The organism is Crystallibacter permensis (genome assembly GCF_025960875.1).
Taxonomy (GTDB): domain Bacteria; phylum Actinomycetota; class Actinomycetes; order Actinomycetales; family Micrococcaceae; genus Crystallibacter; species Crystallibacter permensis.
Window position 1 is genome coordinate 90,413 of record NZ_JAODLR010000016.1, and the last position, 20,583, is coordinate 110,995.

At 63.0% G+C, this 20,583-nt stretch carries 22 protein-coding genes and 1 riboswitch; of the genes, 15 read left to right on the forward strand and 7 right to left on the reverse strand.

Translation table 11 applies throughout. From position 1 onward, the window contains the following. Nucleotides 1-10 precede the first annotated feature (10 nt). From B0G38_RS16830 to B0G38_RS16895, 14 genes are all read left to right on the forward strand, one after another. The gene (locus tag B0G38_RS16830) at nucleotides 11-229 is read left to right on the forward strand and encodes a hypothetical protein (protein WP_264670473.1); all 219 of its coding nucleotides are present in this window, start codon (nucleotides 11-13) and stop codon (nucleotides 227-229) included. Nucleotides 230-478: 249 nt separating this feature from the next. Continuing rightward, a complete protein-coding gene (locus B0G38_RS16835) occupies nucleotides 479-928 on the forward strand; it encodes a DUF6153 family protein (RefSeq protein WP_264670474.1) in 450 nt (149 codons plus the stop codon). A 117-nt stretch (nucleotides 929-1,045) separates the two neighbouring features. After that, nucleotides 1,046-1,663: a DUF305 domain-containing protein gene (locus B0G38_RS16840; RefSeq protein ID WP_074701857.1), complete on the forward strand. Its 618-nt coding sequence runs from the start codon at nucleotides 1,046-1,048 to the stop codon at nucleotides 1,661-1,663. 114 nt (nucleotides 1,664-1,777) lie between these two features. After that, nucleotides 1,778-2,668 (forward strand): F510_1955 family glycosylhydrolase, encoded by an 891-nt coding sequence (locus tag B0G38_RS16845; protein ID WP_264670475.1) that lies wholly within the window; start codon nucleotides 1,778-1,780, stop codon nucleotides 2,666-2,668. Between the two features lie 79 nt (nucleotides 2,669-2,747). After that, nucleotides 2,748-3,461 (forward strand): GNAT family N-acetyltransferase, encoded by a 714-nt coding sequence (locus B0G38_RS16850; protein ID WP_264670476.1) that lies wholly within the window; start codon nucleotides 2,748-2,750, stop codon nucleotides 3,459-3,461. Nucleotides 3,462-3,519: 58 nt separating this feature from the next. Then, the gene (locus tag B0G38_RS16855) at nucleotides 3,520-4,242 is read left to right on the forward strand and encodes a cytochrome c biogenesis CcdA family protein (RefSeq protein ID WP_264670477.1); all 723 of its coding nucleotides are present in this window, start codon (nucleotides 3,520-3,522) and stop codon (nucleotides 4,240-4,242) included. Nucleotides 4,243-4,290: 48 nt separating this feature from the next. Further along, nucleotides 4,291-4,902, forward strand: coding sequence for a TlpA family protein disulfide reductase (locus tag B0G38_RS16860; protein ID WP_264670478.1), 612 nt, complete (start codon nucleotides 4,291-4,293; stop codon nucleotides 4,900-4,902). Further along, nucleotides 4,899-6,527 carry a cytochrome c biogenesis protein ResB gene (gene resB / locus B0G38_RS16865; protein WP_264670479.1) on the forward strand — a complete coding sequence of 543 codons (1,629 nt, stop codon included), beginning with the start codon at nucleotides 4,899-4,901 and terminating at the stop codon, nucleotides 6,525-6,527. The genes B0G38_RS16860 and resB overlap by 4 nt, the downstream gene beginning before the upstream one ends. Then, nucleotides 6,524-7,546: a c-type cytochrome biogenesis protein CcsB gene (gene ccsB, locus B0G38_RS16870; protein ID WP_264670480.1), complete on the forward strand. Its 1,023-nt coding sequence runs from the start codon at nucleotides 6,524-6,526 to the stop codon at nucleotides 7,544-7,546. The genes resB and ccsB overlap by 4 nt, the downstream gene beginning before the upstream one ends. A 142-nt stretch (nucleotides 7,547-7,688) precedes the next feature. Beyond that, entirely contained in the window at nucleotides 7,689-8,102 is a 414-nt protein-coding gene (locus B0G38_RS16875) for a hypothetical protein (protein ID WP_264670481.1), read from the forward strand. Between the two features lie 114 nt (nucleotides 8,103-8,216). Next, a complete protein-coding gene (locus B0G38_RS16880) occupies nucleotides 8,217-9,758 on the forward strand; it encodes a multicopper oxidase family protein (RefSeq protein WP_264670482.1) in 1,542 nt (513 codons plus the stop codon). A gap of 55 nt (nucleotides 9,759-9,813) precedes the next feature. Beyond that, nucleotides 9,814-10,731, forward strand: a complete 918-nt coding sequence (gene lgt / locus B0G38_RS16885) for a prolipoprotein diacylglyceryl transferase (protein ID WP_264670483.1) — start codon at nucleotides 9,814-9,816, stop codon at nucleotides 10,729-10,731. Next, nucleotides 10,728-10,925 (forward strand): hypothetical protein, encoded by a 198-nt coding sequence (locus tag B0G38_RS16890; RefSeq protein WP_264670484.1) that lies wholly within the window; start codon nucleotides 10,728-10,730, stop codon nucleotides 10,923-10,925. Before lgt ends, B0G38_RS16890 begins: the two co-directional genes overlap by 4 nt. A gap of 103 nt (nucleotides 10,926-11,028) precedes the next feature. Continuing rightward, nucleotides 11,029-11,667 carry a DUF3105 domain-containing protein gene (locus B0G38_RS16895; RefSeq protein WP_264670485.1) on the forward strand — a complete coding sequence of 213 codons (639 nt, stop codon included), beginning with the start codon at nucleotides 11,029-11,031 and terminating at the stop codon, nucleotides 11,665-11,667. 188 nt (nucleotides 11,668-11,855) lie between these two features. On the opposite strand, the gene B0G38_RS16900 is transcribed toward B0G38_RS16895, so the two are convergent. From B0G38_RS16900 to B0G38_RS16920, 5 genes are all read right to left on the reverse strand, one after another. After that, a complete protein-coding gene (locus B0G38_RS16900) occupies nucleotides 11,856-12,536 on the reverse strand; it encodes a hypothetical protein (protein ID WP_264670486.1) in 681 nt (226 codons plus the stop codon). Between the two features lie 89 nt (nucleotides 12,537-12,625). Beyond that, nucleotides 12,626-14,188, reverse strand: a complete 1,563-nt coding sequence (locus B0G38_RS16905) for a polysaccharide deacetylase family protein (protein ID WP_264670487.1) — start codon at nucleotides 14,186-14,188, stop codon at nucleotides 12,626-12,628. A gap of 304 nt (nucleotides 14,189-14,492) precedes the next feature. Continuing rightward, nucleotides 14,493-15,170, reverse strand: coding sequence for a M23 family metallopeptidase (locus tag B0G38_RS16910; protein ID WP_264670488.1), 678 nt, complete (start codon nucleotides 15,168-15,170; stop codon nucleotides 14,493-14,495). Nucleotides 15,171-15,351: 181 nt separating this feature from the next. Next, a riboswitch (cyclic di-AMP (ydaO/yuaA leader) is annotated at nucleotides 15,352-15,520 on the reverse strand. Between the two features lie 385 nt (nucleotides 15,521-15,905). Further along, complete coding sequence (locus tag B0G38_RS16915; RefSeq protein ID WP_074701838.1) at nucleotides 15,906-16,127, reverse strand: heavy-metal-associated domain-containing protein; 222 nt, start codon at nucleotides 16,125-16,127, stop codon at nucleotides 15,906-15,908. A 46-nt stretch (nucleotides 16,128-16,173) separates the two neighbouring features. Continuing rightward, nucleotides 16,174-16,500 carry a metal-sensitive transcriptional regulator gene (locus tag B0G38_RS16920; protein ID WP_074701836.1) on the reverse strand — a complete coding sequence of 109 codons (327 nt, stop codon included), beginning with the start codon at nucleotides 16,498-16,500 and terminating at the stop codon, nucleotides 16,174-16,176. Nucleotides 16,501-16,681: 181 nt separating this feature from the next. Here B0G38_RS16920 and B0G38_RS16925 point away from each other — a divergent pair, with 181 nt between their 5' ends. Then, on the forward strand, nucleotides 16,682-17,650 hold the full coding sequence (locus B0G38_RS16925) for an integrase catalytic domain-containing protein (protein WP_264670489.1): 969 nt from the start codon (nucleotides 16,682-16,684) through the stop codon (nucleotides 17,648-17,650). A gap of 483 nt (nucleotides 17,651-18,133) precedes the next feature. Here the strand turns inward: B0G38_RS16925 and lysA are convergent, their stop codons facing one another. Both lysA and B0G38_RS16935 read right to left on the reverse strand, forming a co-directional pair. Further along, nucleotides 18,134-19,414 (reverse strand): diaminopimelate decarboxylase, encoded by a 1,281-nt coding sequence (gene lysA, locus B0G38_RS16930; protein ID WP_264670490.1) that lies wholly within the window; start codon nucleotides 19,412-19,414, stop codon nucleotides 18,134-18,136. A 23-nt stretch (nucleotides 19,415-19,437) separates the two neighbouring features. Then, entirely contained in the window at nucleotides 19,438-20,472 is a 1,035-nt protein-coding gene (locus B0G38_RS16935; RefSeq protein WP_264670491.1) for an FAD-dependent oxidoreductase, read from the reverse strand. Nucleotides 20,473-20,583: the final 111 nt, after the last annotated feature.

The window sequence follows — 20,583 nt, forward strand, 5'->3', positions numbered from 1 at the left end:
AGGGACGAACATGTCTGGCCCACACTACCGATGCGCCTCAGGTCCGGCTACCCCAAAAGCCGAACTGCACCGTAAAGCGAAAGCGCAGCACAACCGCCAACCGACCGCCAGCAGCTTCGCCTCGATCGGCCGTGGGGTCGAAGCCGACGTCGGTGCCTCCGCCAGCTACGGCAAGATGATCCTGAACCTCATCTGGGCCAAGGGCTACAAGGTCATCGCCGTTCCCTGACTGCGGGCTGTGCGGGTCTTTGCCAGCGTCGCAATCTCCCCTGCAGTAGCAGGCGTACTGATGCCGGTGTCCACCATCGTCGTGGACCTGAACGCCCAGCTGCTGCGGCCGGATCAAGCTCGATGCGGCCGCGGTGCAATAAGCCGTAGCCGTGGCGCAGAACACAGGCCCTGCCGGATTCGGCAGGGCCTGTACAGCTTCGGTACCCTTGACATGGGACCGATCAGGATCGACTGGAAGGCAGGACTGATGAACCACCGCATCATGTCAGGCCTCTCCCTGCCCATCCGCCACTCACTGACACTGCTTTTGGGCCTAGCAGCGGTTATCACCGGGATCCTCGGGATGCACATCCTGAACATCTCCCACGGCCCCGGATCCGGCAGCCTCGACGTAACCGTCACGACAGCTGCCGCCCATACCGCGAGTCATTCGTCTGATGCGGAAGCCGCCGTACCCAGCCACGCCACGCCCCCAGACTCAGCCGGTTGCACCGGGCCCTGTGGAGGCGAGCATGATTTGATGGCCGCCGCCTGCGTGCTGATGATGGTGGTGGCCAGCTTCGCCCTGTTTTTCAAGCCAAACCGGCTGCGGACCGAAAGCCGGCACGGTTTGCGGGCACCGCCCCACCCTGTGCCCTGGTCCACGTCCATGCTCCGGCCTCCTTCGCTCGTTCAGCTCTCTATCAGCCGCACCTAGAATCCCTGCGCCTTCTCCCCTATGGGCGAGGCGTGTTTCCGCATGCCCTGCAGCGTGTAGAGGGCATGCTCACTGATAGCCAGCAGTATTTGAGAACATTTTTTGAAGGAATCCACCATGAAGCGCTTTAGCGCCATTTCAGCAACCGCCGTTGCCGCCGCCCTCTTTCTGGCCGGCTGCGGCTCGGACACAGGATCGGACACCGCCGAAGGAACCATGCCGGGCATGGACCACGGCAGCATGTCTGCATCCCCCTCGGCTGCCTCTTCCGGGGTCGCCGCCGACAATAACAGCGCGGACGCCATGTTCGCGCAGATGATGCTCCCCCACCACGAGCAGGCCGTGGAAATGAGCGACATCATGCTCGCCAAGGACAACCTCGATCCGCAGATCATGCAATTAGCCGAAGACATCAAGGCCGCCCAAGGTCCGGAAATCGAGAAAATGACCGGCTGGCTGCAAGCTTGGGGCGAGCCGATGGAAATGTCCGGCGATCACGCCATGGAAGGCATGATGAGCCCGGACGACCTTGCCCAGCTTGAGGCAGCCCAGGGCGATGAGGCAGCCCGGATGTTCCTGACCCAGATGATCGCCCACCACGAAGGTGCCGTGGCAATGGCTGAAGAAGAAATCGCCAACGGGCAGGACCCTGACGCCGTCGCCCTCGCCGAGGCGGTTGTCGCTGACCAGAGTGCAGAAATCGAGAAGATGAAAGAACTTCTCGCCGGTCTCTGACATCTTCTTTCACGCAACCGGGCACAGAACCGTTCCTGTGCCCGGACAACGTGCTATCCCTCCCCCAGGCCCGCGTACGCGGCTGCCGTCCCCTTATTGGAGACTCTTTCCCTGATGAACCGTTCACCCATGTCCCTTAAGTCCTCCCGGATCCGCATCTGGAAGCGGGGAGCCCTTACCTCTGCTGCCATGTCCGTAGCGTTGCTCGCCGCAGGCTGCGCCCAACCCGCGGAAACCCCTGATCCTGCCGCTGATACCGGTGCCTCCCCCTACGGCCACGTACACGGCATGAGCGTCGACCCGGCATCCGGCCAGGTTCTGCTGGCCACGCACGATGGTCTCTTCAACGTTACGGCGGAGAAACCCGAAAAGATCGGGCCAACCATCGACCTGATGGGCTTCTCACCCGCCGGAAACGACCATTTCTACGCCTCCGGCCATCCCGGCCCCGGGTCGGATCTACCGAACCCGGCGGGCCTGATCCACTCGACCGACGGCGGGAAAACCTGGGAACCGCTTTCCCGCCAGGGTGAATCCGATTTCCACGCCCTGACCGTGACACGTAACGGGATCGTCGGATTCGACGGCGAACTGAGGCTCACCGGCGATCTGGAGACCTGGACGACTTCGGAAACAGGCATCCGCCCGTACAGTTTGGCCGGCACGTCGCTGAGCCCGGTTGTCCTGGCTACAACGGAGGAAGGCGTCCATCGCTCGGACGACGGCGGTGAAACCTGGGAACTGCCGGCGAATGCGCCGGTAATGCTCTTGACGACGTTCGCCGACGAGGCGACGGCCGTCGGCGTCGCCCCCGACGGATCAGTCCAAGTCAGCCGCGACGCCGGAAAAACGTGGCAGGCGTCCGGCGGTGCCGTTTCCGGCCAGCCTGCAGCGATCGCCGCCGCCCCAGGAGATAAGGGCCAGCTGCAGATCTGGGTAGCTACGGCCGCCGGCGTCGAGCGCTCGGCAGACAGCGGGGCGACTTTCAGCGTGCTTGAAAGCTGATCCGGTCGTGTCAATTGTTCCCGTGGCCTGCCGGCATGCCACCTCGCTGCCGCCCGTACCGCTCCCCCAGAAAGTGGCCATGACAGCCCCGATTCTTCCCCGGGTGGTCATACGCCCTGCAACCGGTGATGACCTCGCGCTGACCGCCTCCTTGCAATGCGCCTTCCTGCCCCATGGCTTGTTCCCCCGGCTGGGCGAGAAGTTTGTCCGCCGCTGGCATGCAACGTATCTGAACGCTCCGCACGGAACTGCGCTGATGGCCGAACTCGTGGCTCCGGACGGGAACCGGCAACCCGTGGGTTTCCTCGTCGGCGCCACCGACCAGGTCCGGCACGTCGACGACGTCCTCGGAAGGCACCGGGTGCGGCTGGGTACAGCAGGTGCCGGCGCTCTGGCCCTACGCCCCCGCCTGGCCGCGCATTTCCTGCGCACCCGGGCCAGGGCGTATCTCCGCAGGTTACTGAAACGGCCTCAGCAGCGTGTTCCTGCCGGCGCCGTGCCGCCCAGCGCCCCGGCAAGCGGTGCACCCACCCGCACCGCCGTCATCACCGCCGTGGCGGTCATTCCGGAGGCCCGAGGCAGCGGAGCCGGCAAGGAACTGGTCACGCATTTCCTGACGCAGGCACGGGCAAAAGGCGCCGTCCGTGCCGAACTCGCCGTCATCGCCGGAACCGGCAGCGCTGATGGGTTTTATGCGCGGCTGGGCTGGTCAGTGGTCGAGGAACATCTCTCCAGGGACGGTTCACTGACCAGAACCTACCGCTACGAGTTAGATACAGGGACAGGCGAATGACTGCGGAACACAGGGGTACGGGGGCAAACCGTTGACCATAGGAGTGTATTTCGCGGAGATGGTGCAGTCGGGTGCGCTGCTGATAGCTGTTCCCCTGGCGATGACCGCAGGAATCGTTTCTTTTATCTCCCCCTGCATCCTGCCTCTGGTCCCGGGCTATCTCGGGTATGTCTCCGGTCTGGCCGATCCTGCCGCTCCGGATAACCGGCGCCGGGTGATGACCGGTGTCGGCCTGTTCATCCTGGGATTCGCCGCCGTGTTCACGCTCTATGGCGCTGCATTCGGTGCAATCGGCGGCTGGCTCCTGCGCTGGCAGGACCTCCTCATCCGCGTCCTCGGCATCTTCGTCATCCTCATGGGCCTGGTACTGATCGGAAAGCTCTCCCTGATGCAGCGGACCATGCGGCTGCCGTTCAAACCGAAAACCGGTGTAGCCGGAGCGCCGATGCTTGGCATCGTCTTCGGCCTCGGCTGGACACCCTGCATGGGGCCGACCCTCAGCGCGGTACTGGCATTGAGCACGACAACCGGCGGCGCCTGGCGCGGCGCATTGCTCGGCTTCGTTTACTGCCTGGGCCTGGGCATCCCCTTCGTCATGGTCGCCATGGGGCTGAACTGGGTAAGTACCACGCTGGCCTTTATCCGCCGCCACATCAGGACCTTCAACCTCATCGGCGGCGGCCTGCTGATCCTTGTCGGCGTCCTGATGGTCTCCGGCATCTGGATGCTCTGGATTTACCAGCTCCAGAACCTCGCCGGCACCTACCTCACCCCCGTCTAACCGGCTCCAGTCCTGCTGATGAAACCCAAACCGTGGAAAGAACGACTGATGAAACTCTCCCTGCTTAGCCGCCGACAGGCCGCTGCGGCTGCCATCACCGCCTCACTGCTGCTTTCCGGCTGTACGGCCCAAGATCCGTTAGCGGAAAAGGTCAACGCCGGAACCAACAGCTACATAGCCGGCGACGGTTCTGTCGCAGAGTATGCGGCAGAAATCCGCGGCCCTGCCGTCCAGCTCAGCGGGGAGCTTTTCGACGGAACCACGGTGAGCAATGCTGATTGGGCAGGCCAGGTCACCGTGCTGAATGTCTGGTACGCGGCCTGCGCGCCCTGCCGGGTTGAAGCGCCTGACCTGTCCGCCCTGCACGCCGAGTTCGAACCGCAGGGGGTGCAATTCTACGGGATCAACACCCGGGACGAGGCAGCCACCGCATCCGCATTCGAACGATCCTTCGGCATCGAGTATCCGAGTTTCAAGGACAAAAACGGACAAATCCTGCTTGCGCTGACCGACTATGTGCCTCCCCAGGCCGTACCGACAACCCTGGTCTTGGACAAGGACGGCCGCGTCGCTGCCCGGATCCTGGGCATCGCCGAAAAGAGCACCCTCACGGCGATTATCGAGGACGCTCTGGCGGCACCTGGCACTGAGAAGCCATGACGACGACCAATCTCCCGCCGCAGAATCCGCGCGAGGATGTCGCCCTGCCACGACTCGGGCCAGCCGGCATGTTGCGCTGGGCTTGGCGCCAGCTGACGAGCATGAAAACCGCCTTGCAGCTGCTCTTGCTGCTAGCAGTGGCGGCCGTGCCCGGGTCGCTGTTTCCCCAGCGTCCGGCGAACCCCGCCGTGGTGACCCAGTACATTCAGGACAACCCCGGGACAGGACCTTGGCTGGACCGCTTCCAGCTGTTCGATGTTTACTCCTCGGTCTGGTTCTCCGCGATTTACCTGTTGCTGTTCATCTCCCTGATCGGGTGCGTCATCCCGCGGGCCATGCAGCATTGGAAGGCCCTGCGCTCCCAGCCGCCACGGACGCCCCGGCGCCTGTCCAGGCTCCCTGAATACGGGACGATGACCGTCGCCGCGGGCACGGCCCTGACCCCGGACCGGGCCATCGAGGACGCTGCCAGGATCCTCCGCCAGCGCGGCTACCGGGTGCAGCTGCGCGATACCGGCACGGACCTGCCCTCGGTGGCAGCCGAACGCGGATACCTGAAAGAAGCCGGCAACCTTGTCTTCCACACCGCGATGATCGGCGTGCTGGTGTCCATCGCCGTCGGCGGCATGTTCGGCTACCGGGGACAGAAACTCATCATCGAAGGCGAGGGGTTCACAAACTCCGAACCCGGCTACGATTCCTTTTTCCCCGGTACCAGCTTCAACCCCGGGGCCCTCGTCCCGTTCTCGCTGACTCTGAACAATTTTGACGTCACCTTCGACCGCAAACCGGCCAGCTACGGCAATCCCATCGACTTCACGGCGGATATGACAGTCCAGGACAGTCCCTCGGACGCACCGCGGCAGGAAACCCTGCGGGTCAATGAACCCATCGGATTCGGCGGCACGAACGTCTACCTGATCGGCAACGGCTACGCTCCGGAGATAACGGTCCGCGACGGGGAGGGCAACATCGCGCTGCAGGGACCGGTCCCTGCACTTCCCACTGACGCAACCTACAACTCGACGATCGTCATCAAGGCACCGGACGCCCGGCCCGACCAGCTGGGTTTCGTTGGTTTCTTCCTGCCCACGGCCATGGTGGACGAGAACGGGGTGGCCTTCGGCTCTGATCCGGACCCGTACAACCCGCAGCTGAACCTGAACTCCTACACCGGGGATCTCGGGCTCGACGACGGCAACCCGGTTTCGGTCTACCAGCTGGATACCACCGAACTGACACAGCTTAACGGCAGGGACCTGCCCGACGGCGGCATCGTGCTCGGCGCCTACCAGACGTACGAACTCCCGGACGGCAAGGGATCCATCACCTTCGACGGGCTGAAACGCTACGTCGCCCTGGACATCGTGTACGACCCCGGCAAGGCGGGGGCACTGGTCTTCACCACGCTGGCGCTGCTCGGACTGATCATCACGCTCACGACCGCAAGGCGCAGGGTCTGGATCCGCGCCGGCAAGCACGAAGACGGACGCACCATGGTCGAATACGGGCTTCTGGCCCGCGGAGAGGACCATTCCCTGGCCAAGGAAGCCATCCGGATCGGATCGGCCCTGACCACACACTGGAACAAAGCGCACGATCAGAACAGGCAGGCAACACCATGATTACGGTCAACGAGACCCTGGGCCAGTACAGCGAGCTGTTCATGCTGCTGGCCGCCCTGACCTACACGGTTTCATTCATCGCGTTCGCCGCCGATCTGGTCCGCGCGCAAAAGATCACGACAGCGCCGGCGGAACCTGCGCAAGAGCCGGCGCTTGCCACGACCGGCGCCCCGGGTACTGTGGAATGGACGCATGGTGCCGGAGCGGTCGGCAAGGCGAACGACCACCATAACGCCGTGGTGGACGACGCCATGGGCTACAAGGCGCTGCGGCGGCCGGCGGCACGGATCGGCGTCGCCGTCGGTATCCTGGGCCTTGTTGTCCATGCCGCCGGCGTGGTCACCCGCGGCATGGCAGCCCACCGCGTTCCGTGGGGCAACATGTATGAATTCACCACAACCGGCGCGATGCTGGTCATGGCTGTGTTCCTCACAACGCTGCTGTTCCGTGACCTGCGTTTCCTCGGAACCTTCATCACCGGCCTGGTCCTGGTCATGCTCATGGCCGGAGCGATCGCGTTCCCCACCCCCGTTGCGCAGCTCATCCCGGCCCTGCAGAGTTACTGGCTCATCATCCACGTCTCCGTCGCGGTCCTGTCCGCGGCGATCTTCACCCTGACGTTCGCGCTCTCCGTCCTGCAACTGGCAAAAACCCGCCAGGAAAAACGCGGCAAACCCCGCACGGCCGGGCTGCTGCGGCTGGTGCCCAGCCCCGTCAGCCTGGAGCAGCTGGCCTACAGGCTCAACGCCGTCGGATTCATCCTCTGGACTTTCACCCTCATGGCGGGCGCAATCTGGGCCGAGGCTGCCTGGGGCCGCTACTGGGGCTGGGACACCAAGGAAGTGTGGACCTTCGTGATCTGGGTCGTCTACGCCGGTTACCTCCACGCCCGCGCCACCCGCGGCTGGGACGGCACCCGGGCGGCCTGGCTCTCGATTATTGGCTACCTTTGCGTCATCTTCAACTTCGCCGTGGTCAACGTCTACTTCCCCGGCCTGCACTCCTACTCCGGCCTCTAAATACCAGGGCCGGCCACGCCGCCGGCGGCAGCCAAAGCCCCCGACTGCTGCCGGCGGAAAATACCAACAACGACGAGAGGAGAGCATCATCGCCGCCACACCGGTGCCATCTACTGCGTTCTCCTTGCGCAGGCTCCTCCCCTTGCTGGCAGGGCTGCTGTTCGTCGTCTCCTGCATGCTGGGCGCACCTGCCTCCTCGTCCGGCCACAATATTTCCGGCACTACGGCAACCCACGCTGGCACCGGCGCCGCTGCTGCTGCCGGCCAGCAACAGCACCCTGCGCCTGAGAAGGACAGCCCGTTCTCGTCTGCCCACAAAACAGCGGTCGAAACCACCGCCATGCCCGCCGAAGGCACTTGCAGCGACAGCGGACACATGTTCCTGGCCGACTGCGTCCTCGCCCCCGCAACTGCTGCACCGGGAGGGGTCCCGGCACCGGACCTGCACGGGGCAACGTCTGGCTACCGTGTCGATGTGCTGCCCCGTGCCCCTGGACTTATCACGCGGCTGCAGCGGCCGCCGTCACTCATACAGCTTTCCATCAGCCGAACGTAGAGCCGGACATGCGTTCCGTACATGCCCTCCCAGGGCAAGCATGCCGAACGCTTCCCTTCCTGCCAGCTTCAGCATCGGTGACCTTTGTGGTCCCTCTTGGAAAGAAAGCCCCCCATGAACCGTCTCATTACCCGCCGCTCGATACTCTCCGTCTCCGTGGCCAGCGCAGCGGCGGCCGCCCTGGCCGCCTGTTCCAGTCCTGCGGCCCCGGCCGCAGCGGCGGCCCGAATCCTGCCGACCGATCCGCTGATCGCGGATTTCGAAGCCCGCCGCATCGCCGACGGAACGACAGTCACACAGCAACTCACCGCCGCACCGTTCAACACGAACATCGCCGGAAAGCCGGTATCCACCTGGGGCTACAACGAATCCCTGAACGGCCCGTTGATCAGGGCTAAAACGGGCGACCTGCTCGATGTTCCCGTGACGAACAAACTCGCGGAAGGCACCAGTGTCCACTGGCACGGGCTGGCCCTCCGCAACGACGCCGACGGCGTCCAGGGCCTCACCCAGGAGGCCATCGCCGCCGGCACCGATTACGGCTACCGGTTCCGGCTGGCCCACCCGGGCACCTACTGGTACCACTCCCACTTCGACATGCAGCGCGAACGCGCCCTTTACGGGGCCCTGATCATCGAGGACCCGAACGAGGCCCTCTCCTACGACCAGGAGTGGGTCATCATCCTCGATGACTGGCTTGACGGCGTCACCGGCACCCCGGAGGAGGTCGTGGAGGAACTGTCCATGGGCATGGACATGTCCGGCGGCAACATGGAGGGCATGGACCACGGAGGCGGGGGCGGCATGGACATGGGCATGAAGCACATGCTGATGGGCGCCACCAGCAAGTATCTCGGCGGTGACGCCGGCGATGTGAAGATTCCCGTCCACTTGTTCAACGGAAAACCTGCCCAGGAAGCTGAAATCCTGGAGAGCAAGCCCGGCAGCCGGATCCGGCTGCGGATCATCAACGCCGCCGGAGACACCGCCTACCGGGTCGGCGTGCCGGGCCAGAAGCTCACCCTCACCCACACGGACGGCTTCCCCGTACAGCACCACGACATTGACGCAGTCGTCCTGGGCATGGGCGAACGCATCGACGCCCTCATCACCGTGCGCGACGGCTACACGCCCGTCCTTGCACTGCCGGAAGGCAAAGACGGCAACGCCTACGGTTTGATCAGCACCGGAATCGGAACACCTCCCCCGGCAGGGCGCATGCCCAAGATGCTGGACGGAACCGTTACGGATGGCAGCCGCCTGAAAGCAGACGCATCAGTCCTGTTCGCGCCCAAGCCGCCTGACCGGGTCCACGAGATGCGGCTGACCGGATCCATGGAGAAATACGACTGGGGCATCAACGGGCGACGTTTTGACATGGCCAATCCGTTCGACGGGGCCTTCGACCTGCGGCTGAACGAACGCGTACAGGTCAAAATCGTCAACGACACCGATATGTGGCACCCCATGCACTTGCACGGGCACACCTTCCAGCTTGCCGACAACGGTGCCCGCAAAGACACCGTCATCGTCAAACCCAAGCAGACGGTGGTCTTCGAATTCGATGCCGACAACCCCGGCCAGTGGCTCACCCACTGCCACAACGCCTACCACGCCGAACGCGGCATGATGGGCGTCTTCTCCTACCTGCAGTAATCCTTCCGCTTGCCTGCTTCCACGGAACGGGCAAGCGCCGATGCATCGGAGCACCATGACAACGTCCCTCCCGGCGGAATTGTTTATTCCGTCCCCAACGATCAGCGCCATCCAGGTCGGCCCGCTGACCATCCACTTTTACGCCCTGGCCATCCTCGCCGGAATAGTCCTGGCCACCTGGCTCACCGACCGGCGTCTTACCTCCCGTGGCGGCGATCCGGGAAAGACCCTGGACGTCATCCTTTGGGCCGTCCCCTTCGGCATTGTGGGCGGCCGCCTCTACCACGTCATTACCGACAACCAGCTGTACTTTGGTCCCGGCCGAAACCCGTGGAACGCCCTGAGGATCTGGGACGGCGGGCTCGGCATCTGGGGTGCTGTCGCCCTTGGCATCGTGGGTGCCTGGATCGGGTGCCGCCGGCACAACGTTCCCCTGCCCGCATTCTTGGACGCCGCCGCACCGGGGCTGCTCCTGGCCCAAGGCGTCGGGCGCTGGGGAAACTGGTTCAACAACGAACTCTACGGCGGGCCCACCGACCTGCCATGGAAACTCCAGATCCACGAGATGGATCTGGCCCAGGGCCGCGCCGTGCTGAACGCCGACGGGACCCCGGTCGTATTGGGCTACTTCCACCCAACCTTTCTCTATGAATCGCTCTGGTGCCTTGCTGCCGGGCTGGTGCTGCTGGCCATCGACCGCAGGTTCAAACCGGGTGCCGGCTCCGTCTTTGCCCTGTACGTCACCCTTTACACAGCCGGCCGGTTCGGGTTCGAACTCATGCGCTCCGACTACGCGAACACGATCCTGGGCCTCCGGGTCAACACCTGGGTCTCCGGCCTGCTGTTCCTCGGCGGCCTGGCGGCCTTCCTGATGCTGCGCAGGCTCCCCCGCGCAAATATCCTCCCGCCCGAAAAACGTTCCGCTTCGACCGCCAGCACCGAACCAACCAAAAAGAAGGAGAGCGCGCCATGACAACTCCCGAAAGCCAGGACAACTCCGCCCCGGGACCCAGCGGCGTCAACGCAAACCGCGACGCCGCTGGCCGAGCGCTCTATGAGGAGCGCCAGGCAATGCTGGGAGGACTCTGGATGCCGGAGGCACCCGCATGGGACGAGCTGCCCGAGGAAGTCAAGGAACGCTGGCGCACTTATATGGACCGGAAGTAAACGTACGTCCCGGTTCCACCTGAACCAGTGTCCACTCACCATTTTCAACACCACACCTAACACCGCACCATCTCTAACACCGCACAGATAAAGGAGTCCGCCAGTGACAAACCCCAAAAAGCAGGACAGGGACGCACGCAGAGAGCAGATACAAAAACTCAAAGCACAACAACGTACACAGGAACGGCGCCGGAACTTCCTCATCTACGGAGGAACAGGGCTCGTACTTCTGGGCCTCGTCGTCTGGGTAGCCGTCGTCATCGGCGGGGAAGCCCGCAAGAGCCGGGAATTGTCCGAAGCTGCGGCACAGCCCATAGCCGGAGTGCAGACCTACGAAGACCTGTCCAACCGGCATGTGGAGACGGCTGTCGAATACGACCAGAACCCAGGTGTCGGCGGGGACCATTCGCCCGTATGGACAAACTGTGGAGTTTACACAGAACCCGTCGATGAAGGCCGGGGTATCCACTCCATGGAACACGGGGCCGTGTGGATCACATACCGCCCGGATCTTCCGCAGCGCGAGATCAATCTACTGACCGATCTGGTGGGTGAGCGCAGCTATGTCCTGCTGAGCCCAAACCCGGATCAGGAAACACCGGTTGCCGCCAGCGCATGGGGAACCCAGCTGACTGTTGATACTGCCTCGGACAGCCGGCTTGCGCCGTTCCTGGCGAAGTACGTTCAGGGAGAGCAGACACCGGAGCCCGGCGCTGCCTGCACCGGAGGCGTAGACGGGTAACGGGCCTTCGACCTGACGTGAGTGACCGGGCTCGGCCGAATACGCGGTTCTGTACTTGTAATGGTGGATCCGCTGGTGCCAGTTATTCTTGGAACCCGGTATGGGCGCTGAACGAAGGTGCTCGTGCCGGGTGCCGCGCACCTGCCGCGGGCACGGTCTTTGCTAGCTATCTGATCTTCCCGCAGGTGTCAGCGGTGTTGGACCGGACTGGTGGTAACGATCTTCTTCCACGGCCCTTCGGGTACGTTTTTCGCTTCGACGAACTGCCAGTCCACCCTGTCCTGGGATCCGTTGAGCTGGCTGAATTTCAGGCAGCCGTTCAGCGCCGGGGAAACGTCGAGGCCTGCCCCGTTGAATCTTGTGTTGGCCGGTCGAGGGTCGTCCGTTCCGAAAACGTAGGCCGCGTCATCGTAAACGTTAGGGCCCGCGTCCTGCACTTGCCCATAACAGACCCGGTCGCCTTTCCTTAGCCGTACCCACCGGTTTTTCATGTAGCTGAAAGACTTATCGGCTGCCTTGCCCTCGTAGCCGTGCCGGTCAGCCCACGGAACCACTTTCGCCCGCATCGCGAACGCCCGGTCGTTGTTGAGATCATCGAAAGGCAAATCAAGGTAGAAGTAATTTTCCTTTGGCTCCATGTTCAGCGGAGCGTACCCGTTCTCTGCCGTGCGCCGCTCGGTGTTGCAGACCCCGTCGATAACCACGCCGTCGCATCCGCCATAGCTCTCCATCCAATGGATGTCATAGGTGGAAAGTTCCTGGCTTCCGTCCGACGTGTTGGGATCGAGAATCTCACCCACCCAGAAAGTAGTGGCAACAATGTCCGTGTGCCACGGGTAATCATCCTCGCCCGCCAGTTCCGTGGACACCGGCCCGCTCTGCCGGAGTGCGGTCCCGCCAGGCACCGCGCAGGCCGAAAGCGACAGAGAGATAAGGAGCACCGCTGCCGTGCCCGGTTTCATCGTGCTGGCCCTTCAAGCGGGGGTGCGCCCTCGGAGTCGTAGAGTGCATAATCGTCCGTGGTCAGCTCGCCGTTGCCCAGCAAAGCCAGTCCGAAACTCAGCGCGGCAGCATCGTCGGGTACGGGTGGTGTCGTCCATTCTGCCTGGGTGAAGTCGTCGCTGGCGGGTAAGTACGGGCCGGCAGTCCAGTAGTGCCATAAGCCGATCTCATCGCGGTAGTAAACGCTGAACTGGGTCCGGGCGTCGGCCCGGTACCACGCGCGAAGGGAATAGCGTTCGCCAGGAACTACGGGTGGCGCACACTCCCCCAGATCCTGTTGTTGTACCAGCTTCGCATCTCCGTCGACGTAGCCTTCGACAACCACCCGCATGCCGGAAGACCCGTTTCGGCCTTCTCCCATACTGAATACCGCCTCGTTCAGACCAAACCCGCCCTCCATCCAGCACAACGCCGTGCCGCTGCTTCCCCGCTGCTCAAGCCCGGGGTTCCGGACGCCGTTGACGCTGCTGGCCGCCGGCTCCGGAGAGGACCAGATGACCGGCTCACGGTTCGGGCCGCCGATTACCTCCTGAACAGTCCTCGTTACGGTATTCCCGCCGGCATCACGCTCTGCCAGCCAGTCAGCGAACTGGGTGAAAGTGTCCTCTTCGACACCGATCTCCGTACATTCATACGGGCACAGTCCGTGGAACGTCAGAATCACCCAACCCCCGCCAGGTTCAGCGGAGGTGACGGCTTCCTGCATATCTGCAAGTGTCCAGTTGCTTTCAACTTCCTCTGGTGCCTGCAGGCGGTAAGGTTTGGCCGGACGCAGCGATTCTGCCGCCGGACACTCCTCGCAGCTGAACCGGGTCCGGATGTCCCCGAGGCTTCGGGCGCTGTTATAGCCGCAGTCTCCGGCGCTGTTCTCCACCTGCTGATTTCGGGACGCAAAAGGGAAAGCGAAGTTCGTCACGGAAAACCCCCACTCCACCAGGTTTTGACGGTCGACGCAGATCTGCCTGGCAGCCTCGTCGGCCGACAGCTCGCCGACGTCCGTATGGGACAACGTGTGCCCTCCGATTTCGTGACCGTCGAGGGCTATCTCCTTAGCCTGCTTCAAGGTCAGGTACCCGGGCTTGTCCAGATTGCCTGAGTTGACATAAAAGGTGCTCTCGAGCCCTGCCTCGGACACGATTTCGGCAGCGCGGTACTGGCCGGCGAACCCGTCATCGAAGGTCAGGGACACCACCGTTCGGCCCTCTACCTCAGGGATCGGTTTTGCGGGTTCGTAGTCGGGCACATCGATCGCTGCCGCCGCCGCCCGGTTCCCGGAAACGGGCCCGAGCCCGGCCTCCGGTGCATCGCCGGAGGCAGTCCCTACAACACCGCCTGCAGTCCTGCCGTTGTCACCCGATTCCAGGAACTGACCGCCGAACAGGAGGAAGGCCGCCGGCAACGCAAGCAGCAGCATCCCGGTGATCCATTGCAGCGAGCGTTTGGGTCGTTCGCGCAAGTATTCAGGCGCTGCGTTGCCTTCGTTGAAGCTGTCACCGCGGCGATACTTGCTGTGACCCATGATGCTTCCCATCGACGTTTGTCACGGCCGTTGAACCGGCTCGCTGTCAGGGACCTGGGACGGCAACCTCGCAATCCCTGAGTAACCGACAGGAAAAGACTAGAAGTCCTCGTAGGCTCCCGCATGAGTAGCCCTTACCTGTTTTCGGTCCCTCCCTACTCGTTTGCACCTTGTACGGAACGGGTACGGTTCATAGCCAAGGCGGGAGCGGTGCGCGGGTAAAGGGCGTTTTCTTCCTCGGCGGACGGCACACAAAAGCGGGGCTGCACACCGAAGTGTGCAGCCCCGCAGGTCGTGTATCCGCCTACAGCCAGCCGGCAGGGTCGACTGTTTCGCCGTTCACCAGCACCTCAAAGTGCAGATGGCAGCCCGTTGAGTTACCCGTCGTCCCAACACCGGCAACCCGTTCGCCCGCGGCGACTTCCTGTCCCGCCTGCACAGCGATGCTGCCCAAGTGGTTGTACGTTGTCTTCAGTCCGCCGCCGTGGTCGACTACCACGCGGTTTCCGTAGCCGGCGGCGCTGGAGGAAGCCTCGACGACGGTTCCGGCAGCTGATGCCAAAACAGGGGTTTCGCAGCCGCTGGAGAAGTCCGTGCCGTTGTGGAACTCGCCTGCTGCGCCCGTGAGGGGGTTGGTGCGGTAACCGAACGGCGAGCTGATGTTCATCTGTGCCAACGGCCCGGCCAGTCCGGTAACCGGTTGTCCGGTTTCGTCCGGTGCTTCCGTTTCCGGTTTCTCGGCCGGTTGTTCCTTTGCACGAGGCTTAGCCGCTTCCGGTTCTGCTACATCCGCGGAGGCCACAGAGGCTTTTCGGTCGCTGCTCGGCTCGGCTTTTACCGGTGCTGCCTTGCTGGAGATTTCGGAACGGCTGAAGTCCAGGACAACGTCCGCCGCTGCCACGGCCGTGCTGGCCGGTACGTTCGAAACTGTCTCGGCCTCAAGGTTGTGGCTCGTCTCAGCCTGGGCCGCTGGCAATGCCACGACAGCTACCAGACCGGTTGCCACTGCTCCGAGAGCCACTTTTCGTGTCAGTCCCTGAAGGGTTGAAGCGGGCTGCGGCTCCGCTCTCCGACGTCCGGCCTGAGGTTTGCGGTTTCGTGCAGTGCTTGCTGAAGGAGCGAGGGCGCGCCTGCGTCCGCGCTCACCTGTGTGATTGCTCAAGGGGTCCTCTCCGTACGCCTGCGAAGTTAGCTGTCGGATTCGAGTGAGAGTTCAACTCGGTCCGGGCAGCAAGCACCCCTTGTTAAAAGGAGGCAGTTGACCGGACTTCACCCCAAGGTGCCCACGGCACCGGATGTGGTTCCTCCGCCCCTGTCTGGTATTTCGAACGGACTGGTCTGCTGACAGGGCTAGGCGGACAGACCAGGGCCATACCCGCGATGGGTATGCGCGGCCTCCAATCTACAATAAAATAGGTTGACGTTACAATTCCGTGACTTGCCGCCGTAGGGCGGCATCGGCGTCTTCCCCGACCCGCCGACGGCGGAGCTTTCCTGCGTGGGAACGTGCACTGCGGAAACGGGTTCGCGACGACGAAGAAGGACGGGGCTGCCATAGCGGGGTCCGGGAGGTCACGAGTACTGCCGCCCCCGGGGCGGCACCGGAATCCGAGAGGTGCTTGCAGGCGAAGCCAGGAACAGGCACATCGAAGCTCGCCGGCCGCCCCTCTGGGTCAGCGCGCTCACCAGGGAGAGGTCCCAGGCTTATGTCAGCCGTTCAGGCGTTGTTGGATACGACCTGGTAGCCGGCCTCGGTGACGGCATCGCTGATCTTGTCCGGGTCCAGGGCCATCCCGGAGGTGATGGAAGCGGTGGAGATGCCGTCCTTGTTGAGGTCAATGGTGACGATTTCGACACCGTCGAGTTCCATCAGTTCTTCAGTAACTGAGGCGATGCAGTGGTTGCATGTCATGCCTGAAATGCCGACTCGTGTTTCCATGAGGTTCTTCTTTCTGGATCGTGATGGCTTCAACAGTTGCCGGCGCCTAGCGCAGCAGCCTTCCGATAGCCGCGGAAGCCTCGGCAACTTTCTCCTGGACAGCCTGCGGATTGCCTGTCTCCCTGGATTCGTTCGCAGCCCCGACTACACAATGGGCAATGTGGTCTTCGAGCAAGCCCAGACTCACGGCATGCAGGGCCTTGTTGATGGCGGAGACCTGGGTCAGTACGTCGATGCAGTACTTATCCTCTTCCACCATGCGGGCGATCCCCCTGACCTGGCCCTCAATACGCTTCAGCCTGCGTAGGTACGCATCCTTGTCCGAGGTGTATCCGTGATCGATTCGCTCGTCGATAACAGTCTGCTCACTCATGGCGTCTCCTATCCATAGACACTCAATCTTATACCCTGCTGGGGTATAATTCAAGACCACGACGAGACTCATCTAAAGTGCTCGCGAAACGGGGCGCGTGCCTCATTTTCGAAACGCTCGCGAAAATCCGCGGTGCAGCGTCGGGCCGCTGAGACCGTGGCGGATGGGTCAACGATTATCAATGGCAACGAAAAACGAGATCACCAAGAAGTACGCTCGGGAGTATCGGCGTGCTTCGAAGACTGACAAGGGCCGGATGCTTGACGAGCTGACGGCTACGACGGGCTGGTCCCGGGCCAACGCCCGCCGGCAGGTCAAGGCCGCCGACCGGCGCAAAGGACCCGCCCGTGCAACGAAACGCAGGCCGCGTCCGCCGACCTACGGCTACAACACGCTCAAGGTCTTGCAGCGGGTCTGGTCGCTGGCCGGCGAACCTTGCGGGAAGTACCTGGCACCGGTCATGGCCGAGACGCTCGCATCGCTGGAGCGCTTCGGCGAGCTCGAGCCGGTCGCGCACCGGCTGAACGATCACGTGCGCACGCAACTGCTGGCGATGAGCCCGGCAACGATTGACCGGATGCTCAAACCGGCCAAGGACGCCCGCTACCCCCAAGCGGTCTCCGCGACCCGGCCCGGTCCGGCGCTGCGCTCGGAGATTGCCGTACGGCGGGCGATGGACGAGATGGAGACAAAGCCCGGCTTCTTCGAGATTGACCTGGTCGCCCACTGCGGCCACACCCTCGAAGGCCAGTTCATCTACACCCTGACCGCAACCGATGTGTTCACCGGCTGGACCGAGAACATCGCCATCAAGAACCGGGCGCACAAATGGGTCGTGCAGGCCGTGGGTACCGTCGCCGAGCGGCTGCCCTATCCGATGGCCGGACTGGACTGCGATAATGGCGGCGAGTTCATCAACCACGCCCTGATCAACTGGGCGGCCGAGAGGACCCTGTTCATGACCAGGTCCCGGCCCCACAAGTCCAACGACAACGCCCACGTCGAGCAGAAGAACGGCGACATCGTGCGCAAGAGCGCCTTTCGCTACCGCTACGACACGCCGGCCGAACTGGCCCTGCTCAATGAGCTCTGGGGCTATGTGAACCTACGCAAGAACCTGTTCCTGCCGACCAAGAAGGCCAACGGCTAGCGCACCACCAAAGCCGGGCGCAGCACCCGCACCTACGATGCGCCGCAGACCCCGTTCCACCGCGTGGTCGAATCAGGGGTCCTCACCCAGAAGAAACGACTCGCACTCGAACAGCTGCGCCATGACACCAATCCGGCCCAACTGACCCGGAACATCGTTAGACTCCAGAACGAACTCATCGACTCCGCCAAAGCGAAAACGCTCGCCCTCAGAGATCAAGCTTCGTGAGCAAAAATAGCTGAGGCACGCAGTTACTTTTCGCGAGCATATTGACATGAGGCACTACGGACCAGAAACACTAGCTGATCCTGCCTTTGAACACTGGCATCCACGGAAGGGGACTAGGGCGCCAAACGCCCCGGGAGAGTTGCGGGTTCCGCACGCCTTTGCAGATGCTGGCAGCTGCTTAGATGGGGCGTGTGGCAAAGGATGGAAGCCGGCACAGCAGATCCGGATGGCAGAAGGCAGTTCGAGGGTGACATTCTACCCGTGAGGCCCGGCCTCCAGCGTGATGAGTTCTGCGATGGTTTGCCGTCGGCGGATCAGGGTTGCCCGGCCGGCATCTACCAGGACTTCCGGCGCCAGCGGTCGCGAGTTGTAATTTGATGACATGCTTGCTCCGTAAGCTCCTGTGTCGTGGATGACTACGAGGTCGCCGACTTCAGCATGCGGCAGCGGCACTGGGACAACCTCGCCGCCGGCAGTCTGGGTGAAGACGTCTCCCGACTCGCACAGCGGTCCGGCCAGCACCGATTCCCGGACGGCGTCGCTGCGGAGTTCGCCTTCTCGTGTTAGCACCGAGATCCGGTGGCTGCTGCCATACATTGCGGGCCTCACCAGGTCGTTGAATCCGGCGTCGACCAGCACAAAGTGGTTCCTGCCAACGGGTTTCTGTGCCCGAACTTCGGCCACCAAAACGCCTGCTCCGGCGACAAGGAAACGGCCGGGTTCGATTTCAAGACGGATCGGGTGACCCAGTTCAACGGCAAGGTCCTGGCGCGCTGCATCCCAAAGCCGGAAGTACCGGTCGGTATCCACTTCAGCCTGACCGGGTGCATAGGGAAATGGCAAGCCGCCGCCGGCAGAGATGGCCTTTACATCCTGCCCGATGCTTTTGGCCTGGGCGACCATCGCATGGCAGACGGCCTCCAGATGGTGGTAGTCGGCGCCGGAACCGATGTGCATATGCAGACCGACGAGGTCGAGTCGGTACCTGTTGACCAGGGCAACACTTTCGGACAGGTGCTCGTGCCATATCCCATGTTTGCTGTGTTCGCCGCCGGTGTTGGTCTTGCGGCTGTGCCCGTGCCCGAATCCTGGGTTAATCCTCAGCCATACGGGATGACCCGGTGCGGCCTGCCCGATCTGCTCCAGCATCTGTGGGGAACCCGCATTGACTGGAATTCCGAGTTCGGCGACCAGATGCAAGGTCTGGCGGTCCAGTATGTCTGAGGTGAACACAATTTGCTCGTCAGGAGTTCCAGCTGAATAGCCGGCTGCCAGTGCCCGTTCAAGCTCACCGGCGGAAACTGCATCAACGGCAACGCCTTCCCCGCGCATCAAAGCCAGAATGTTCACGTTTGAATTTGCCTTCTGGGCAAAACGGATAAGGTCGAACTGGCGAAGCCGGGCAATCTGCGCGCGGATGTTGCCGGCCTCGTACACCCAAACAGGGGTCCCGTGCGCTTTGGCCAAGCCGGCGATCAACGGCCCGGTTAAGGTCCCGGGAAATTCTCCTGATCCGGTAGACAGAACTGCTTCCATGGTCGTTGCTGCCGCTCCGGGCGTTAGCCCAGGCCCTGTTTCGGCAAGGGGGCGGTTGCCGGACCATGCAGTACGTCACCGTCCGGATTGAAACGGGAGCCATGGCAGGGACAATCCCAGCTCTTCTCGCCATCGTTCCATCCCACCGTGCACCCCATGTGGGTGCATACCGCCGACACTGCATGCAGTGCGCCGTTCTCGTCCCGATAGGCTGCCGTCTGCTCACCGTCGACTTTGAGTACGGCGGCGTCGCCGGGCTCCAGCTCTTCAGACGATCCTTTCGGGGGTCCGCCGACCCGGTCTTTCAGCCACATCTTGCCGATATGGAGGTTGTGCTTAACGAATTCCTTGCCCGGCAGACTGGTTTCGGCCCGGCGGGCAAATGTAGCCGCCCACGAGTTGTCCTGTTCAAGGATGAGGTCCCGCATGAGCATGGCCGCTGCCGTGCCGTTCGTCATTCCCCACCCATCAAAACCTGTTGCCAGAAGAAGCCGATTCGAGCCGGGAGCAGCAAACCCAACGAACGGGACATGGTCCAGGGTGCTCGTCTCCTCTGCTGACCAGTGGTAGCGAAAGTCGGTGACATTATAACGCTCCTGCGTCCACTGCTGCAGCCGGGCCCACCGCTGTCCCGTCTCCGAAACATGGCCGACACCGTGGCCCTCTCCGACAACGATGAGCAGCTCCTCGCCGTTGAGCATGGCCGTCCGGGTTGAGCGCGTCGGGGAACCTGCGTTGATGGCCATTCCCGCATTGCTCCCTCCGGGCAGCACCGCAGCTATACCATAGGAACGTCTGGCCGTCATTCTGCTAAACTGCCCGCCGCGGTCCAGAAACGGATAGTGCGTCGCGACGACGACGTGGGCAGCGGTCAGTTCTCCCGCCGCAGTGCCAACAGTGCAGTGGTGGCTTTCTTCGCTCACTTCCCGGGCCCGCACCCCTTCGATGATGTTGCCGCCCTCATGGACGAATGCTTCAGCGATTCCGGCAAGGTAGCGCCCAGGGTGGAAGTGCGCCTGATCCGTGAAATGAAGGGCAGCGGCGACCTCGAACGGCACCGGCGCCTCTTGGCTAAGCCTTGATCCACCGATGAGTTTCGGGTCGTCTTCGGCGTTTTAAACACGAAATGTCCGTCGTTTCAGGGAAAATTTGACTTACCACAGAACAAA

What these genes read in the sequence shown, in the direction of transcription:
- B0G38_RS16830 (WP_264670473.1), top strand. Translation starts at nt 11, where the DNA reads ATGTCTGGCCCACACTACCGATGCGCCTCAGGTCCGGCTACCCCAAAA.
- B0G38_RS16835 (WP_264670474.1), top strand. Translation starts at nt 479, where the DNA reads ATGAACCACCGCATCATGTCAGGCCTCTCCCTGCCCATCCGCCACTCA.
- B0G38_RS16840 (WP_074701857.1), top strand. Translation starts at nt 1,046, where the DNA reads ATGAAGCGCTTTAGCGCCATTTCAGCAACCGCCGTTGCCGCCGCCCTC.
- B0G38_RS16845 (WP_264670475.1), top strand. Translation starts at nt 1,778, where the DNA reads ATGAACCGTTCACCCATGTCCCTTAAGTCCTCCCGGATCCGCATCTGG.
- B0G38_RS16850 (WP_264670476.1), top strand. Translation starts at nt 2,748, where the DNA reads ATGACAGCCCCGATTCTTCCCCGGGTGGTCATACGCCCTGCAACCGGT.
- B0G38_RS16855 (WP_264670477.1), top strand. Translation starts at nt 3,520, where the DNA reads ATGGTGCAGTCGGGTGCGCTGCTGATAGCTGTTCCCCTGGCGATGACC.
- B0G38_RS16860 (WP_264670478.1), top strand. Translation starts at nt 4,291, where the DNA reads ATGAAACTCTCCCTGCTTAGCCGCCGACAGGCCGCTGCGGCTGCCATC.
- resB (WP_264670479.1), top strand. Translation starts at nt 4,899, where the DNA reads ATGACGACGACCAATCTCCCGCCGCAGAATCCGCGCGAGGATGTCGCC.
- ccsB (WP_264670480.1), top strand. Translation starts at nt 6,524, where the DNA reads ATGATTACGGTCAACGAGACCCTGGGCCAGTACAGCGAGCTGTTCATG.
- B0G38_RS16880 (WP_264670482.1), top strand. Translation starts at nt 8,217, where the DNA reads ATGAACCGTCTCATTACCCGCCGCTCGATACTCTCCGTCTCCGTGGCC.
- lgt (WP_264670483.1), top strand. Translation starts at nt 9,814, where the DNA reads ATGACAACGTCCCTCCCGGCGGAATTGTTTATTCCGTCCCCAACGATC.
- B0G38_RS16890 (WP_264670484.1), top strand. Translation starts at nt 10,728, where the DNA reads ATGACAACTCCCGAAAGCCAGGACAACTCCGCCCCGGGACCCAGCGGC.
- B0G38_RS16905 (WP_264670487.1), bottom strand. Translation starts at nt 14,188, where the DNA reads ATGGGTCACAGCAAGTATCGCCGCGGTGACAGCTTCAACGAAGGCAAC.
- B0G38_RS16915 (WP_074701838.1), bottom strand. Translation starts at nt 16,127, where the DNA reads ATGGAAACACGAGTCGGCATTTCAGGCATGACATGCAACCACTGCATC.
- B0G38_RS16920 (WP_074701836.1), bottom strand. Translation starts at nt 16,500, where the DNA reads ATGAGTGAGCAGACTGTTATCGACGAGCGAATCGATCACGGATACACC.
- B0G38_RS16925 (WP_264670489.1), top strand. Translation starts at nt 16,682, where the DNA reads ATGGCAACGAAAAACGAGATCACCAAGAAGTACGCTCGGGAGTATCGG.
- lysA (WP_264670490.1), bottom strand. Translation starts at nt 19,414, where the DNA reads ATGGAAGCAGTTCTGTCTACCGGATCAGGAGAATTTCCCGGGACCTTA.